The sequence below is a fragment of the Glycomyces terrestris genome (assembly GCF_003933745.1).
GTDB classification, from domain to species: Bacteria; Actinomycetota; Actinomycetes; order Mycobacteriales; family Micromonosporaceae; genus Glycomyces; species Glycomyces terrestris.
Genome location: NZ_RSEB01000004.1, coordinates 800,798 through 815,600 on the forward strand (window position 1 = coordinate 800,798; position 14,803 = coordinate 815,600).

The 14,803-nt window shown below is 70.5% G+C and carries 12 protein-coding genes and 1 rRNA gene; 8 read left to right on the plus strand and 5 right to left on the minus strand.

The window, feature by feature from the left end:
- Nucleotides 1-32: 32 nt before the first annotated feature.
- A complete protein-coding gene (locus tag EIW28_RS17735; RefSeq protein WP_125249001.1) occupies nt 33-1,136 on the minus strand; it encodes a M50 family metallopeptidase in 1,104 nt (367 codons plus the stop codon).
- Nucleotides 1,137-1,221: 85 nt separating this feature from the next.
- Nucleotides 1,222-1,965, minus strand: a complete 744-nt coding sequence (locus EIW28_RS17740; RefSeq protein WP_125249002.1) for a class I SAM-dependent methyltransferase — start codon at nt 1,963-1,965, stop codon at nt 1,222-1,224.
- 78 nt (nt 1,966-2,043) lie between these two features.
- On the opposite strand from EIW28_RS17740, the gene EIW28_RS17745 reads away from it, so the two are divergent.
- From EIW28_RS17745 to EIW28_RS17775, 7 genes are all read left to right on the plus strand, one after another.
- A complete protein-coding gene (locus EIW28_RS17745) occupies nt 2,044-2,874 on the plus strand; it encodes a RecB family exonuclease (RefSeq protein ID WP_125249003.1) in 831 nt (276 codons plus the stop codon).
- A gap of 65 nt (nt 2,875-2,939) precedes the next feature.
- Nucleotides 2,940-4,181 carry a sensor histidine kinase gene (locus EIW28_RS17750; protein ID WP_125249004.1) on the plus strand — a complete coding sequence of 414 codons (1,242 nt, stop codon included), beginning with the start codon at nt 2,940-2,942 and terminating at the stop codon, nt 4,179-4,181.
- The gene (locus tag EIW28_RS17755) at nt 4,178-4,855 is read left to right on the plus strand and encodes a response regulator (protein WP_125249005.1); all 678 of its coding nucleotides are present in this window, start codon (nt 4,178-4,180) and stop codon (nt 4,853-4,855) included. Before EIW28_RS17750 ends, EIW28_RS17755 begins: the two co-directional genes overlap by 4 nt.
- A 278-nt stretch (nt 4,856-5,133) precedes the next feature.
- Entirely contained in the window at nt 5,134-5,910 is a 777-nt protein-coding gene (locus tag EIW28_RS17760; RefSeq protein ID WP_125249006.1) for an ABC transporter ATP-binding protein, read from the plus strand.
- A 2-nt stretch (nt 5,911-5,912) separates the two neighbouring features.
- On the plus strand, nt 5,913-8,441 hold the full coding sequence (locus tag EIW28_RS17765; protein WP_125249007.1) for an ABC transporter permease: 2,529 nt from the start codon (nt 5,913-5,915) through the stop codon (nt 8,439-8,441).
- Nucleotides 8,442-8,693: 252 nt separating this feature from the next.
- Nucleotides 8,694-9,455: an ABC transporter ATP-binding protein gene (locus EIW28_RS17770; protein WP_197717356.1), complete on the plus strand. Its 762-nt coding sequence runs from the start codon at nt 8,694-8,696 to the stop codon at nt 9,453-9,455.
- Nucleotides 9,456-9,458: 3 nt separating this feature from the next.
- Nucleotides 9,459-12,005 (plus strand): ABC transporter permease, encoded by a 2,547-nt coding sequence (locus tag EIW28_RS17775; RefSeq protein ID WP_125249008.1) that lies wholly within the window; start codon nt 9,459-9,461, stop codon nt 12,003-12,005.
- Nucleotides 12,006-12,071: 66 nt separating this feature from the next.
- On the opposite strand, the gene EIW28_RS17780 is transcribed toward EIW28_RS17775, so the two are convergent.
- Both EIW28_RS17780 and EIW28_RS17785 read right to left on the minus strand, forming a co-directional pair.
- Nucleotides 12,072-13,514 (minus strand): sugar porter family MFS transporter, encoded by a 1,443-nt coding sequence (locus EIW28_RS17780; RefSeq protein WP_125249009.1) that lies wholly within the window; start codon nt 13,512-13,514, stop codon nt 12,072-12,074.
- Nucleotides 13,515-13,641: 127 nt separating this feature from the next.
- On the minus strand, nt 13,642-14,166 hold the full coding sequence (locus tag EIW28_RS17785) for a carboxymuconolactone decarboxylase family protein (RefSeq protein WP_125249010.1): 525 nt from the start codon (nt 14,164-14,166) through the stop codon (nt 13,642-13,644).
- Nucleotides 14,167-14,267: 101 nt separating this feature from the next.
- Here EIW28_RS17785 and EIW28_RS24335 point away from each other — a divergent pair, with 101 nt between their 5' ends.
- Nucleotides 14,268-14,417: a hypothetical protein gene (locus EIW28_RS24335; RefSeq protein WP_158630455.1), complete on the plus strand. Its 150-nt coding sequence runs from the start codon at nt 14,268-14,270 to the stop codon at nt 14,415-14,417.
- Nucleotides 14,418-14,472: 55 nt separating this feature from the next.
- Here EIW28_RS24335 and rrf read toward each other — a convergent pair.
- Nucleotides 14,473-14,589, minus strand: a 5S ribosomal RNA gene (gene rrf / locus EIW28_RS17790).
- Nucleotides 14,590-14,803: the final 214 nt, after the last annotated feature.

The window sequence follows — 14,803 nt, forward strand, 5'->3', positions numbered from 1 at the left end:
CTCGTGTCTCCTTCGTTCAGGTCCGAAGCATCTTAACGGAGGGCTTTGACCACGTCGGCGGTGTAGAGCAGGCCTGTCAGGCGCCCCTCATCGACCACGAAGAAGCGGTCGGCGCCCGACCTGCCGATGGCGTCGACCAGGTCCTGGCCCTTGAGTCCGGCGTCGAGGCCGGGGATCTGCCGCGCCGAGCGCAGCAGGCCGCTCAGCGGCATCGAGTCGACCTGCGCGGCCGGGACGGCCTCGGCGCTGGCGCGGTCGAGCACGCCCACCGGGCGGTCGTCGACGGCCACCACCTCGCGCCCCTCGGCCGCGGCCAGGGCCTCCCCGAGGGTGGCCGCGGCGCTCACCACGGCGACCGGGCGGGCCAGCGCGGCGGCGTCGAGGGCCTTGACGCGCGGGCCCATGCGGGCGGCGCGGATGGCGCCGGTGGCGCCGCGCCACAGCTCGAACGCGACCATGAGGAGCAGGATGAGGCCGATCCAGGAGAACCAGCGGTTGGAGAACAGCCACAGGCCCGCGCCGACGGTCGCGACGGCGACGACGCGCCCGGCCCAGCCGGCGACGCGGTAGCCGCTCCAGCGGTCGCCGGTGGCGGCCCAGATGCCGGCCTGGAGGGCCTTGCCGCCGTCGAGGGGCAGGCCCGGCAGGAGGTTGTAGGCGGCGACGAGGAGGTTGGCGACGCACACCTGGAAGCACAGCTGCCAGGCGAGCGAGCCGATGTCGAGGGCCGCGACGCCGGCGAGGCCGGCGAGGCCGAGGAGCAGGGAGACGGCGGGTCCGGCGAGGGCGATCGCGGCGGCCGTCCCCGGCTTGGGGGCCTCGCGGTCCATCTCGGTGAAGCCGCCGAGGGCGTCGAGGTTGATCCGGCGGACGCCGATGCCGGCGCGCAGGCTGACCAGGGCGTGGCCGAGTTCGTGCAGGAAGACCGACAGGAGCAGGGTCAGCGCGAACAGGGCGGCGACGGCGAGCGAGGCGCCGGGTCCGATGCCGGGGACCGACCGCTGGACGACCGGCGCGTACACGGCGACGACCATGGCGGCGAGGATGAGCCAGGTGTAGCCGAGCGTGACGGGGATGCCCTTGACGCGGACGAGCGTGAAACCGGAGCGGCGGAAGGCCAGGACGTTGGTCGACATCGGCGGCAATGCTACGCGCACCGTCGGCGGCGCCTGCGGGCCGTGATCCGGTGCCGCTTCGGCCGCTCCGGTTCCGAGGCGGCGGTCAGGCGGGCTTCACGCGGAAGGCGTAGGTCGCGTACGGCATCGCGAACGTCTCGCGGCCGGCGAGGTCGGGGTGGGTGTCGGCGAGGTCCTGGACGGCGGCCACGAGGTCGCGCTTGCGCTCGTCGGAGGCGGTGAGGTAGTACGAGCGGGACTGCACGAGCCGGACGAGGGCGGCGCGGTCGAGGGGCTTCTCGTGCCGGAAGACGCGGACCTCGGGCTCGCCGAACTCGGGCCCGAAGTAGCCGGGCTCGGCGGCGCCGAGGGCGGTGATCTCGCCCTTCGAGGAGCCGATGACCTCGGTGAGGCGCTCGACCCAGTCGACGGACTCGTCGCGCAGGTTCCAGATCGGGGCGAGGACGCCGCCGGGGCGCAGGACGCGGCGGATCTCGGGGAGCGCGGTCGGGCGGTCGAACCAGTGGAACGACTGGCCGGCGGTGACGACGTCGACGCTCGCGTCGGGCAGCGGGAGGCGCTCGGCGGCGCCTTCGAGGGCGGCGGCGAGGCCGGGGGTGGAGGCGGTGAGCTTGGCGAGCATCTGGGCGTCGGGTTCGACGGCGGTGACGCGGTGGCCGAGGGCGGTGAGGCCGCGGGTGAGCAGGCCGGTGCCGGCGCCGAGGTCGGCGACGTCGGCCGGGGCGTCGCCGGCGAGCCAGCGGACGGCTTCGGCGGGGTAGGCGGGGCGGGCGGCGTCGTAGAGGTCGGCGGCCTGGCCGAAGGAGCGGGCGCGCTGGTCGTTCGTCATGACTCAAACAGTACGCGCGTTATGTTAAAAAGTCCAGCGCCCTGCGGGCCTGTCGGTCCCCCGCCCTATGCTCAAGGGATGTCGTCAGCCACCCGACCGACCCAGCTGTCCCCTTCGCGCGCCGGGGATTTCAAGCAGTGCCCGCTGCTGTACCGGTTCCGCGCGGTCGACCGCCTCCCCGAGCCGCCCTCGCGGGCGCAGGTGCAGGGCACACTCGTCCACGCGGTGCTCGAGCGGCTCTACGAGCTCGACGCGGGCCGGCGCACCCCGCAGGAGGCGCTGGCGCTCATCGAGCCGGAGTGGACGAAGCTGAACGCGTCGCAGGAGTACTCGGAGCTGTTCGACGGGCTCGGCGACGAGTCCGACTGGCTGCGCAGCGTGCGGCGGCTGGTGGAGACGTACTTCTCGATGGAGGACCCGCAGCGGCTCCAGCCGCACCGCACCGAGTGCCTGGTGACGACCACGCTCGACGACGGCACGCAGCTCAAGGGGTTCATCGACCGCGCCGACGTGAACCCGGCCGGGCTGGTGCGGCTGGTGGACTACAAGACCGGCAAGCGCCCGCCGGACCGCTTCGCGGACAAGGCGCTGTTCCAGATGAAGTTCTACGCGCTGGTGTGGTGGCGCACGCGGGGCACGGTGCCGACGCTGCTGCGCCTGATGTACCTCGGCGACGGCCAGGTCCTCGACTACTCCCCCACCCAGACCGAGTTGGAGCAGTTCGAGCGCACCCTCAAGGCGCTGTGGGCCTCGATGCGCGAGGCGATCGCCACGGGCCTGTTCCGGCCGCAGAAGTCGAAGCTGTGCGGCTGGTGCGCCCATCAGCGGCTGTGCCCGGAGTTCGGCGGGGAGCCGCCGGCGTACCCGCTGCCGACCGTCCTTCCAGGACTGGAGATGCCTCCTACCTGAGGCGGAGCCGTGAATCATTCCCACGTTCGATGAAACGGGAGTGACCGGCGGATACGGTATAGAGCGTGCAAGCCGCCTCCAGACTCCGCCGCCTCCGCTGCTGGCTCCACCAGCGACCCTTCGCGGCCGACTGCGTCCTCATGGTCGTGCTCGCCGGCGGGTACCTCGCGTATTTCTCCGGGATGATGCAGATCGCCCCGGACATCGGATTCGGCTGGGCCGACCTGGGCCTGATGATGGTCCCGTTCGCGGTCATCTGCCTGCGCCGGGTCCTCCTGTGGGGCGGGATCGCGCTCGGGCTGGCGATCACGGGCGTGGCGGTGTTCGTGCCCGCGTTCCAGTCGATGGGCGCCGACAGCGGCATCGGCTTCTTCGTGCTCACCTACACCGCGGCCGCGTACCTGCCGCTGTCGCGGTCGCTGCTCGCCGCCGCGGCCATCTGGGTGCCGATCACGCTCGTCATATTCTCGTTCCCCGTGATCACGGGCGAGGTCGACCACGCCACCAGCGCGGTGCTCGTGCTCATCAACCTGGTCCTGGCGGCGACCGTCTTCTGGATCGGCTGGGTCATGCGCAATCGCAGGGAGAAGGTCGAGGAGTTGTCGGAGCGGGCCAGATTCGCCGAGGAGCGGCAGGAGGCGCTGGCGGCGCAGGCCGTGGCGGACGAGCAGCGGCGTATCGCCCGCGAGCTGCACGACGTGGTCGCGCACCACATCTCGGTCATCGGCGTGATGTCGGAGGGCGCGAAGCGGGTGCTGCGCACCGACCCCGACGCGGCCGAGGAGGCGCTGGCGACGGTCAACCACACCGCGCGCACCGCACTGCGCGAGATGCGGGACATCCTCACCGTGCTGCGCAACGGGCACGAGGAGAGCGACCCCGCCGACCTCGAGCCGCAGCCTACAGTGGACTCGCTGCGGGCGCTGGTGGCGCAGACCAAGGACGCCGGCCTGCCGGTGCGCTACACCGTCCGCGGCGAGGAGTACCCGCTGCCGACGGGCGTGAGCCTGGCGGTGTACCGGATCGCGCAGGAGGCCCTGACGAACACGATCAAGCACGCGGGCCCGCAGGCGCGGGCCGGCGTCGTCGTCGACTACGGCGAGCAGGAGTTCCGCATCTCCGTGGGCGACTCGGGGACCGGGGCGCCGGTCGTCTCCGGCTTCTCCGGCGGCCACGGCCTGATCGGCATGCGCGAGCGCGCGACCCTCTACGGGGGCACGCTCGAGGCCGGGCCGCGGCCCGGCGGCGGGTACCTCGTCGAGGCCCGCTTCCCCAAGAACGCCCACCTCCAGGGAGTGACCACATGACCGACCGGCCGATCCGCCTCCTGCTGGCCGACGACCAGCAGCTGCTGCGCGCGGGCTTCAAGATGGTGCTCGGCGCCGAGACCGACATCGACATCGTCGGCGAGGCCGGCGACGGCGTCGAGGCGTTCGAGCTGACCCGCAGGCTGGTCCCCGACGTGGTGCTCATGGACATCCGGATGCCGCGGCGCGACGGCGTCGCCGCCACCGCCGACATCGTGCAGGCGAACCTGCCGACCCGGGTCCTGGTGCTCACCACGTTCGACCTGGACGAGTACGTCGTGGGCGCGCTGCGCGCCGGCGCCGCCGGGTTCCTCACCAAGGACGCGCCGGCCGCCGACCTGGTCGAGGCGATCCGCACCGTCCACCGCGGCGGCGCGGTCGTCGCACCGCACATCCTCTCGACCCTCCTGGGGCGCTTCGCGCAGCACCGCGGCGCCGACGACGAGCGGACCCCAGCGATCCTCGGCGTGCTCACCGCCCGCGAGAAGGAGGTCCTCATGCTCCTGGCGAAGGGCCTCACGAACGCGGAGATCGCCGACTCGCTCACCGTCGGCGAGACCACCGTCAAGACCCACGTCGGGCACCTGCTCACCAAGCTCGGCGTGCGCGACCGCGTCCAGGCCGTGGTCCTGGCCTACGAGACCGGCCTGGTCAAGCCCGGCGCGACCGGCTGAGGCTCCTCCGCGGGTACCCGGCGCCTCCGACTTCCGACGTAGTCGAAGACCGTTCTCGAAGCGGATGCGGCCGCGCCCGCGGACCCATATCGTCGAAATGGATCATGCGGACCGCGACGCCGGATGACATCATGTATGATGTCACAATCCGGCGAATCGACGTCATCGATCCGCTTCTTGAATAGCACCAAGGCTTCACGGGCGGCGTCCCGCGGAGCCGGGAAACCCAGAGCACCACCCTCAGGAACCCGACACCTTCATCCGAAAGCGAGAGCGTCGTGTCCACCGCATCCCCTGTCAAGACCACCGCCGTATCGGCCGAAGGCGTCTGGAAGGCGTACGGCACGGGCGAAGCCCAGGTCGTCGCCCTCCGCGACGTCTCGGTCCAGTTCGCCTCCGGCGCGTTCACCGCCATCATGGGCCCCTCCGGGTCCGGCAAGTCCACCCTCATGCACTGCCTCGCCGGGCTCGACACCACCGACCGCGGCACCGTCCACATCGGCGACACCCCCGTGACCGGGCTGAACGACAAGGCCCTCACGAAACTGCGCCGCGACAAGATCGGCTTCATCTTCCAGCAGTTCAACCTGCTGCCCACCCTCACCGCGGAGGAGAACATCACGCTCCCCGCCGCCATCGCCGGCGCCAAGGCCGACCCCGACTGGCTCAAGAAGATCATCCACACCCTCGACCTCACCGACCGCCTGTCGCACAAGCCGACCGAGCTGTCCGGCGGCCAGCAGCAGCGCGTCGCCTGCGCCCGCGCGCTCGCCACCCGCCCCGAGGTCGTCTTCGCCGACGAGCCCACCGGCAACCTCGACACCCGCTCGGGCGCCGAGGTCCTGCGCTTCCTGCGCACCAGCGTCGACGACTTCGGACAGACCATCGTCATGGTCACCCACGACCCCGGCGCGGCCGCCTACGCCGACCGCGTCGTCTTCCTCGCCGACGGCCGGATCGTCGAGGACATGGCCGAGCCGACCGCCGACAAGGTCATCGACAAGATGAAGCACTTCGAGGAGCTCGTCGCCGCCGCCCAGGAAGAGACCGCCTGACCATGCTGCGCGCCACCCTCAAGGGCATGGCCAGCCGCAAAGCCCGCCTTGTCCTCACCAGCCTCGCCGTCGTGCTCGGCACCATGTTCGTCGCCGCGGCGATGATCCTCACCGCGACCATGGAGAAGTCCGTCTCCGGGGTCATCGCCGACGCCTTCACCGGCGTCGACGCGGTCGTCACCGCCGCGGAGGACCCCGCTGCGGCCCAAGGCAACACGCCCAGCGCCACCCTGATCCCCGCCGACGTCCTCGAGACCGTCCGCGGCGTCGACGGCGTCGAGTCCGCCGACGGCGACGTCTCCGGCCAGGTCAACGCGATCGGCGACGACGGCAAGCTCGTCGGCACCTTCGCGCCCACCATCGGCTTCAACTGGAACGAGCAGTCCACCGGCTTCAACGAGATCCGCGAAGGCCGCGGCCCCGAGGCCGACGACGAGGTCATCGTCTCGACCCTGTTCGTCACCGAGTCCGGACTCGACATCGGCGACACCGTCACCGCCTACTCGTACACCGCCGACCGCGCCGACTACGAGATCGTCGGCGTCTTCGGCCTCAGCGGCGACCGCGACTCCCTCGCCGGCGAGACCCAGATGGGCTTCACCACCACCACGGCCCAGCACCTCCTCGCCCAGGGCGAGAACGCGTACATGACGATCTACGTCGAAGGCGACGCCTCCACCGACGCGATCGCCGACGCCATCGGATCCGACTACCGCGTCCAGACCGGCGAGGAGGCCTCCGAAGAGGCCGCCCAGGGCTTCGCGGCCGTCGCCGACATCATGGGCTACATCTTCCTCGGCTTCGGCCTCGTCGCCGTGTTCGTCTCGGTGTTCCTCATCATCAACACCTTCACGATCATCGTGGCCCAGCGCCAGCGCGAACTCGCGCTGCTGCGGGCCATCGGCGCCGGACGGAACCAGGTCGTCGGCTCGGTCCTGGCCGAGGCCGCCGTCATCGGCGTCATCGCCTCGATCCTCGGCCTCGGCCTCGGCGTGCTGCTCGGCTGGGGCCTGTCCCAGCTGGTCAGCTCCTCGGTCATGGGCGGCCTCGCCGTCCGCCTCGAGGTTCCGCCCACGGCCCTGTGGGCGCTCGCGGTCGGCATCGGCGTCACCGTGCTCTCCGCGATCGTGCCCGCCGTCAAGGCCTCCGGCGTCCCGCCGGTCGCCGCCATGCGCGAGGCGGTCAACCCGCCGAAGCCGCTGCGCGGCATCACCATCGCGGGCCTCGCGGTCACGGCCGTCGGCGGCGTCCTGGTCGCCCTGGGCCTCACCGACAACCTCGGCGACCTCGGCCTGAGCGGCTTCCTCAGCGGCGTCGGCATCGCGTTCGTGGGCATCACGCTGCTCACGCCGATCCTGTCGCGCCCGCTGGTGGCGTTCCTGGGCGCGGTCATGTCCTGGTCGTTCTCGGGCCGCCTCGGCAAGCTCAACGCCGGCCGCAACCCGCGGCGCACCGCGATCACCGCCTCCGCGCTCATGATCGCCGTCGCGCTCGTCACCGGCATCGCCACGCTCGTCTCCAGCTTCAAGCAGACCACCGAGGAGCTGACGGACTCCAACCTCGAGTCCGACCTGATCGTCATGGGCCAGCAGGGGGCCAACATCCCCACGTTCGCGCCCGAGACGCTCGCGGAGATCAAGGCGCTGCCCGACGTGGCCGCCGTCGGCGACCTCTACGGCGAGTTCTTCGGCGCCCAGGTCGACGGCGAGTCCACGCCGCTGTTCGCCAGCGAGGACCTCCCCACGAGCCTCGACATCTTCTCCGGCACCGTCGCCGAAGGCTCGGTCGACGACCTCGCCGACGACGGCCTCGTCGTCAACGAGTCCGCCGCCGAGGACCGCGGCGTCGCGCTCGGCGACACCGTCCCGGTGACGTTCGCCGACGGCACCACCGTGCAGCTCACGGTCGCGGCGATCCTCGACGACGCCCTACTCACCGACGGCTGGTGGGTCGCGCCCGCGCAGATCGAGCACTTCACGGTGCCGAAGCCGATGCAGGCGTACATCCAGGTCGCCGACGGCGCCGACGTCGACGCCGTCCAGGAGGAGGTCGACACGATCCTCGCCGACGAGCCCGAGGTCGACGTCACCAACAACGCGCAGTTCGTCGAGCAGCAGACCGCGCAGCTCGACACGCTCCTGGCGTCGGTGCAGATCCTGCTCGCGCTGGCGATCATCATCGCGATCATCGGCGTGGTCAACACGCTGGTCCTGTCGGTCCTCGAACGCACCAGGGAGCTCGGGCTCCTGCGGGCCATCGGCATGACCCGCGGCCAGGCCCGGCGCATGATCACCGTCGAGTCGGTCATCATCTGCCTCTTCGGCGCGGTCCTGGGCATCGCGGTCGGCATCGGCCTCGGCTGGACCGTCCAGCAGGCGCTCGAGGAGGAGGGCCTGACGAGCTTCGCGCTCCCGTGGAGCTACATCGTCGGGTACCTCGTCGCGGCCGTGGTCGTGGGCCTGCTGGCCGCGATCGCCCCGGCCGCCCGCGCGGCCAAGCTGAACGTGCTCAACGCGATCGCGTACGAATAGCCTTCACCCACAAGGAAACCAGGAGAGGGGCGGCGCCGTCTGGCGCCGCCCCTCCCGTCTGCCGAGGACCGGGCGGCCGGGGCTCGGCCGAATGGCGGAGGGCCGGGGCGACACTCCGACCTGCGGAGGAGCCGCAGTGTGTCCCTCGGACCGAAGCGGACGGACGGGCGCGTCCATAGCCTTGAGAGGACAGGAAGCACACCCGATCAGAAAGGCGCTCCCGTGCCACTCGCGAATCCCCCCGCCCCGCAGATCACCCGGACCCGCTCCGCCGTCACCGCGAGCAACGTGTGGCGGGCCTACGGCTCGGGCGAGGCCCAGGTCGTGGCCCTGCGCGACGTCTCGGTCCAGTTCGCCTCCGGCGCGTTCACCGCCATCATGGGCCCGTCGGGCTCGGGCAAGTCCACGCTCATGCACTGCCTGGCCGGGCTCGACACCACCGACCGCGGCACCGTCCACATCGGCGACACCGCCCTCACGGGCCTGGGCGACAAGGCGCTCACGAAACTGCGCCGCGACAAGATCGGCTTCATCTTCCAGCAGTTCAACCTGCTCCCGACCCTGACGGCCGAGGAGAACATCCTCCTGCCGGCCTCGATCGCCGGCGTCAAGGCCGACCCGGAGTGGGTCGCCCGCATCATCGCCACCCTCGACCTGTCCGAGCGGCTCACCCACAAGCCGACCGAGCTGTCCGGCGGCCAGCAGCAGCGCGTCGCCTGCGCCCGCGCGCTCGCGACGCGTCCCGAGGTCGTCTTCGCCGACGAGCCCACCGGCAACCTCGACACCCGCTCCAGCGGCGAGGTGCTGCGGTTCCTGCGCCGGTCGGTGGACGACTTCGGGCAGACGATCGTCATGGTCACCCACGACCCCGGCGCGGCCGCGTACGCCGACCGCGTCGTCTTCCTCGCGGACGGCCAGATCGTGGAGGACCTCCACCGGCCCACCGCCGACAGCGTCATCGACACCATGCGCGGCTTCGAGAACCGCGTCCCGCTCGCCGGAGAGGCCCGCTAAGACATGCTCCGCGCCACCCTCAAGGGGATGGCGGCCCGCAAGGCCCGCCTGATCCTCACCAGCCTCGCCGTGGTCCTCGGATCGGCGTTCATCGCCTCGGCGCTGGTCCTCACCGCCTCCATCCGCGCCACCGTCGCCGATCTCAGCGGCGACGCGTACCGCGGCGCCGACGTGCTCGTGCAGCCGCTCGAGCCCGAGAACCGCGGCGACCGCCTCGTCCGCGACGGCGTCACCGCCGAGACCCTCGCCGCGATCGAGTCCTCCGAGGACGTCGCCGAGGTCAGCACCACCGTCTCCTGGATGGTCAACGCCCTCGGCGAGGACGGCAAGATCGTCGGCGGCTTCGCCCCGACCCTGTCGGTCAACTGGGGCGACGCGTCCGTCGAGCGCGAGCTGCGCGAAGGCCGCGCCCCCGAGACGGACCGCGAGGTCGCCGTCTCCGCCCAGTTCGTCACCGAGTCCGGCCTCGGCCTCGGCGACACCGTCACCGCCTACGCCCTCGACACCGACGAGACCGCGTACGAGATCGTCGGCGTCTACGGCTACTCCGGCGGCCGCGACTCCCTCTCGGGCGCCACCGAACTCGCGTTCACCACACCCGAGGCGCAGCGCCTGGTGTTCGGCGGCGAGGACGCCTACACCGCCGTCGCCGTCACCGCCGCCTCGGGCGTGAGCGCCGACGACCTGCTCGCCTCCCTCGAACCCGCGGTCGGCGACGAGGCCCAGGCCATCACCCGCCAGGCCTACGTGGATGACCTGAACGCCGAGAGCGCCGAGGCCACCAAGCTCATCGGGTACTTCCTCCTCGGCTTCGGCCTCATCGCCGTGTTCGTGTCGGTGTTCCTCATCGCCAACACGTTCTCCATCGTGATCGCGGGCCGCCTCAAGGAGATCGCGATGATGCGGGCGATCGGCGCGGGCCGCGGCCAGATCACCCGCTCGGTCCTCGCCGAAGCGGGCCTGCTCGGGGCGGTCGCCTCGGTCGTCGGCGCCGGCATCGGCGTCGCCGCCGGCGCGGGCCTCACCTCGGTCGTCGCGAACGGCTTCCTCGACACCGCCAGCACCAGCGTCGCGATCCCCTGGACGGCCCCGCTCGCGGCCGTCGCGGTCGGCGTCGGCGTCACCGTCCTCTCCGCGCTCGTCCCGGCCGTGCGGGCCTCGAAGACGCCGCCCGTCGAGGCAATGCGCGCCGCGGCCAAGGCCGACAAGCCGATCCTCGGGGTCACCGTGACCGGCCTCCTCGTCACGCTCCTCGGCGCGACCGGGATCGTCCTGGGGCTCAACGAGACCTTCGACGGCGACAACATGAACCTCATGTCCGCCGCCGTCGGCGCGGGCGTCGTGTTCGTCGGCGTCGCGCTCCTGACCGCCTGGCTCTCGAAGCCCGTCGTGGCGCTCCTGGGCGCCGTCTGGTCGTGGTCGTTCGCCGGCCGCCTGGGCCGGCTCAACGCCGCCCGCAACCCGCGCCGCACTGCCGTCACCGCCGCCGCGCTCATGATCGGCGTGACCCTGGTGACCGCCACCGCGACCCTGCTCACCAGCGTCAAGGAGAGCTTGGCCGCGCAGTTCGAGTCCTCGATCCAGGCGGAGCTGTTCATCACCGGGCCCGTCACCTCCTCGGTGCCGGCCACGTTCGACCCGGAGCTCATGGACGACGTCCGGGCCGTCGACGGCGTCGACACCGCCGTCGAGCTCTACTACGACGTCGCCCAGGTCGACGGCACCGAGCAGTCCGTGAACGCCACCACCGACCTCGAAGGCGGCATCGCCCTCTTCGGCGGCGAGGTCGTGGAAGGCACGGTCGAGAACCTCGCCGAAGGCCAGACCGTGGTCAACGAGTCGTCCGCGGACCTGCTCGGCGCCGGCCTCGGCGACACCGTCGCGATGACCTTCAGCCGCGGCACGGAGTCCCGCGAGTTCACGATCGTGGGCATCCTCGCCGACAACGCCGACACCGACGGCTGGTACGTCGACCGGTCCTACGCGACCGAGTTCTACACACCGAAGCCGACGACGGCCCTGGTCGACGTCGCCGACGGCGCGGACGTCGAGGAGGTCACCGCCGACGTGGAGGCGGTCCTCGCCGACGAGCCCGCGGTCAGCGTCCAGAACCACGAGGAGTACCTGGCTCAGGTCACGGTCTTCTTCGACTACGCCATCATCGCGATCCAGCTCCTCCTGGCGCTGGCGATGATCGTCGCGGTCATCGGCGTGGTGAACACCCTGGTCCTGTCGGTCCTCGAACGCACCCGCGAGCTCGGGATGCTCCGCGCGATGGGCATGACCCGCGGCCAGACGACCCGCATGGTCACCGTCGAGAGCGTCACGATCGCCCTCTTCGGCGCGCTCCTGGGCGTCGGCACGGGCCTGCTGCTCGGCTGGATCGTCCAGCAGGCGCTCGCCCCGAGCGGCATCGAGGAGTTCGCGGTCCCGACCGCGCTCATCGCCGCCTACCTCGGCGCGGCCGTCCTGGTCGGACTCCTCGCCGCGATCGCCCCCGCGGTGCGGGCCTCCAAGGTCGACATTCTCGGCGCGATCTCCTACGAGTAGGCCGTCCCCCGCAGCGGGGGAAACAGCAGCGGGGCGCCCTTTCGGGCGCCCCGCTTCACTCGTGTGTCAGGCCCGCAGGCCGCCCCGCTCGAGGTTCTCCATGTCCTCCAGCTCGATGCCCTTCGTCTCGCGCACCATCTTGCTGACGAACACGAACGAGATCAGCGCGAACAGCGCGTACAGCCCGTACGCCAGGAACAGGCCGGTCTGGGCGAGCTCCGGGAACGTGACGGTGATGAGCCAGTTGGAGATCCACTGGGCGGCGGCTGCGACGCCGAGCGCGGAGGCGCGGATCCGGTTGGGGAACATCTCCCCCAGCAGCACCCACACGACCGGGCCCCAGGTGAACGCGAAGCCGAACACGAACACGTTCGCCGCGATCAGCGCGATCGCGCCGGCCGCGTCGTCCAGGACCGGGTTGTTCTCGGCGTCGACCGGCGACGACGCGAAGATGACGGCCATGGTGCCGAGGGCGACGAACATGATCGCCGAGCCCCACAGCAGCAGCTTCTTGCGGCCGATCCGGTCGACCAGGTAGATCGCGAGGATCGTACCGGCGATGTTCACGACCGAGTTGATGACCGAGGTCAGGAACGCGTCGCCCTCGCTGAACCCGACGGTCTGCCACAGCGACGTCGAGTAGTAGAAGATGACGTTGATGCCCACGAACTGCTGGAACATCGACAGGAAGATGCCGACCCACACGATCGGCATCAGGCCGAAGCGCGGGCCGCGCACGTCGGAGATCCGCGGCGGCTTGTCGCTGTGCAGCGACTCCTGGATCTCGGTGATCTTGGTGTCGACGTTGCCGCCGACGTACTTCAGCAGGATCACGCGGGCCTTGTCGAGCTGCTGCTTCGCGACGAGGTACCGCGGCGACTCGGGGATGTTCAGGGAGAACATGAAGTACACGAACGCGGGGATCGCCGCGGCCGCGAACATCCACCGCCAGGCCGTGCCGCCCCAGGGGACCTCCCCGCTGGCGCCGCCGGCCGAGGCCTGGATGCCGTAGTTGACGATCAGGGCGCCGAAGATGCCGAGCACGATCGCGAACTGCTGGAGCGACCCGAGCCGGCCGCGCAGGTGCGCCGGCGAGATCTCGGCGATGTACGCGGGCGCGATGACGCTCGCGGCGCCGATGGCGAGACCGCCGACGATGCGCCAGATCGTGAGGTCGAGCGGCCCGGTCGCCAGGGCGCTGCCGAGCGAGGTCACGAAGAAGACGATCGCCGCGATCATCATGACCTTCGGGCGGCCCATCTTGTTCGCCAGAGAGCCCGCGAACCAGGCGCCAACCGCGCAGCCCAGGAGTGCCGAGGAGACGACGACGCCGGTCTCGACCGAGCCGATCCCCCATTGGGTCTCGAGGGCGCCGGTCGTCCCGTTGATGACGGCCGTGTCGTACCCGAACAGGAACCCGCCGAGGGCCGCGGCGATCGACACGAACACCGCCGACCCGGTTCGCGCCTCGGATTCGCCGCGAAGCAGACCTTCATTGTCTGTCGTCATCACTCACTCCCGTAGGCGACTCGAACCGATACCACACGTGCCCGAATCCTAAGCCGCTATTGCACCGAAGATCATGAATTGCCGGAATCCAGAGACCGGTCCACGCGTGAGCGGAGTGAGCGGCGGATCAGCCCAGGAGAGGCTCGTCGATCCGCACGTCGAGGGCCCGCAGCATCCGCGCGAGGGCGATGTACGTGGCACCGGTGACCGTGAGCTCGGTCTGCTCGACCGGCCCGAAGTGCTTGTCGAGCGCCGCGTCGTCCCGTTCGGCGCCGGCGCCCAGGTGCTCGGCGTAGGCGAGGACCGTCCGCTGCCGCTCGTCGAAGCACGCGGCCTCGGGCCAGGTCGCGATGGAGGCCACCTGCTCCTCGTCCAACCCTGAGTCCTTGGCCATCGGGAGGTGGTGCGCCAGTTCGTAGTCCGAGTCCTCCAACTGCCCGATGCGGCAGATCATCAGCTCCCGCAGCGACCGGGCCACCGCCGCGTCGAACCGCAGCGCGTGGATGAGGTCGAGCACGGGCGCCAGCAGCGCCGGCGCATGCCCGAGGGCTCGATGGAGATTGATCGGATCCCGCCCTACCGCGGCCAGCCGCCGCGACGCCGCCGGCGGTAGCGGAGCTACAGGAAGACGAGAGATTGAACCAGAGTCCACTAATGTGACCTATCTAACTTGTGATGCCTGCCATGATCAATTCATCGATGTGGGACAATACCTGTAGGGCAACACCCAGAGCCTGCAACGGAGGAGGCCAAGTGAGCACATTCTTCAGCGTCGTCGGAGCCATCGGAATCGCGATCGCCCTAGTGACGGTGTCACTACTGACATTCCTGATCACGGGCGCGATCTTCGGCATCGGCGTCGGCGTCGCCAAAATGAGGGACGCGCTCTCGACTTCCTCATAGCGGACATACGAAGGAAGGCCCCCACCTGGTGGTGGAGGCCTTCCTGTTGTTGCATGTTTGGCGGTGTCCTGCTCTCCCACACCCCCTCGGGTGCAGTACCATCGGCGCTGGAAGCCGTAACGACCGGGTTCGGAATGGGACCGGGTGTGTCACTTCCGCTCTCACCACCAAACAAACCTGCGAGACCACGGGTCTCCAAAACCCAAACAAGGAGGTTTCCGGCTGTTTGGATTCGAGCACACACGTGTGTTGTCTCAGAATCGCATAGCGTGCGTGAATGTCGTTTCTACCTGACCGTGCCCGATCGCTCGGGCGGGCCGTCGTGTTGTGTTAAGTTCTCGGCGGTTAGTACCCGTCCACTCCACACATTGCTGTGCTTCCATGTC

What these genes read in the sequence shown, in the direction of transcription:
- EIW28_RS17735 (WP_125249001.1), bottom strand. Translation starts at nt 1,136, where the DNA reads ATGTCGACCAACGTCCTGGCCTTCCGCCGCTCCGGTTTCACGCTCGTC.
- EIW28_RS17740 (WP_125249002.1), bottom strand. Translation starts at nt 1,965, where the DNA reads ATGACGAACGACCAGCGCGCCCGCTCCTTCGGCCAGGCCGCCGACCTC.
- EIW28_RS17745 (WP_125249003.1), top strand. Translation starts at nt 2,044, where the DNA reads ATGTCGTCAGCCACCCGACCGACCCAGCTGTCCCCTTCGCGCGCCGGG.
- EIW28_RS17755 (WP_125249005.1), top strand. Translation starts at nt 4,178, where the DNA reads ATGACCGACCGGCCGATCCGCCTCCTGCTGGCCGACGACCAGCAGCTG.
- EIW28_RS17765 (WP_125249007.1), top strand. Translation starts at nt 5,913, where the DNA reads ATGCTGCGCGCCACCCTCAAGGGCATGGCCAGCCGCAAAGCCCGCCTT.
- EIW28_RS17775 (WP_125249008.1), top strand. Translation starts at nt 9,459, where the DNA reads ATGCTCCGCGCCACCCTCAAGGGGATGGCGGCCCGCAAGGCCCGCCTG.
- EIW28_RS17780 (WP_125249009.1), bottom strand. Translation starts at nt 13,514, where the DNA reads ATGACGACAGACAATGAAGGTCTGCTTCGCGGCGAATCCGAGGCGCGA.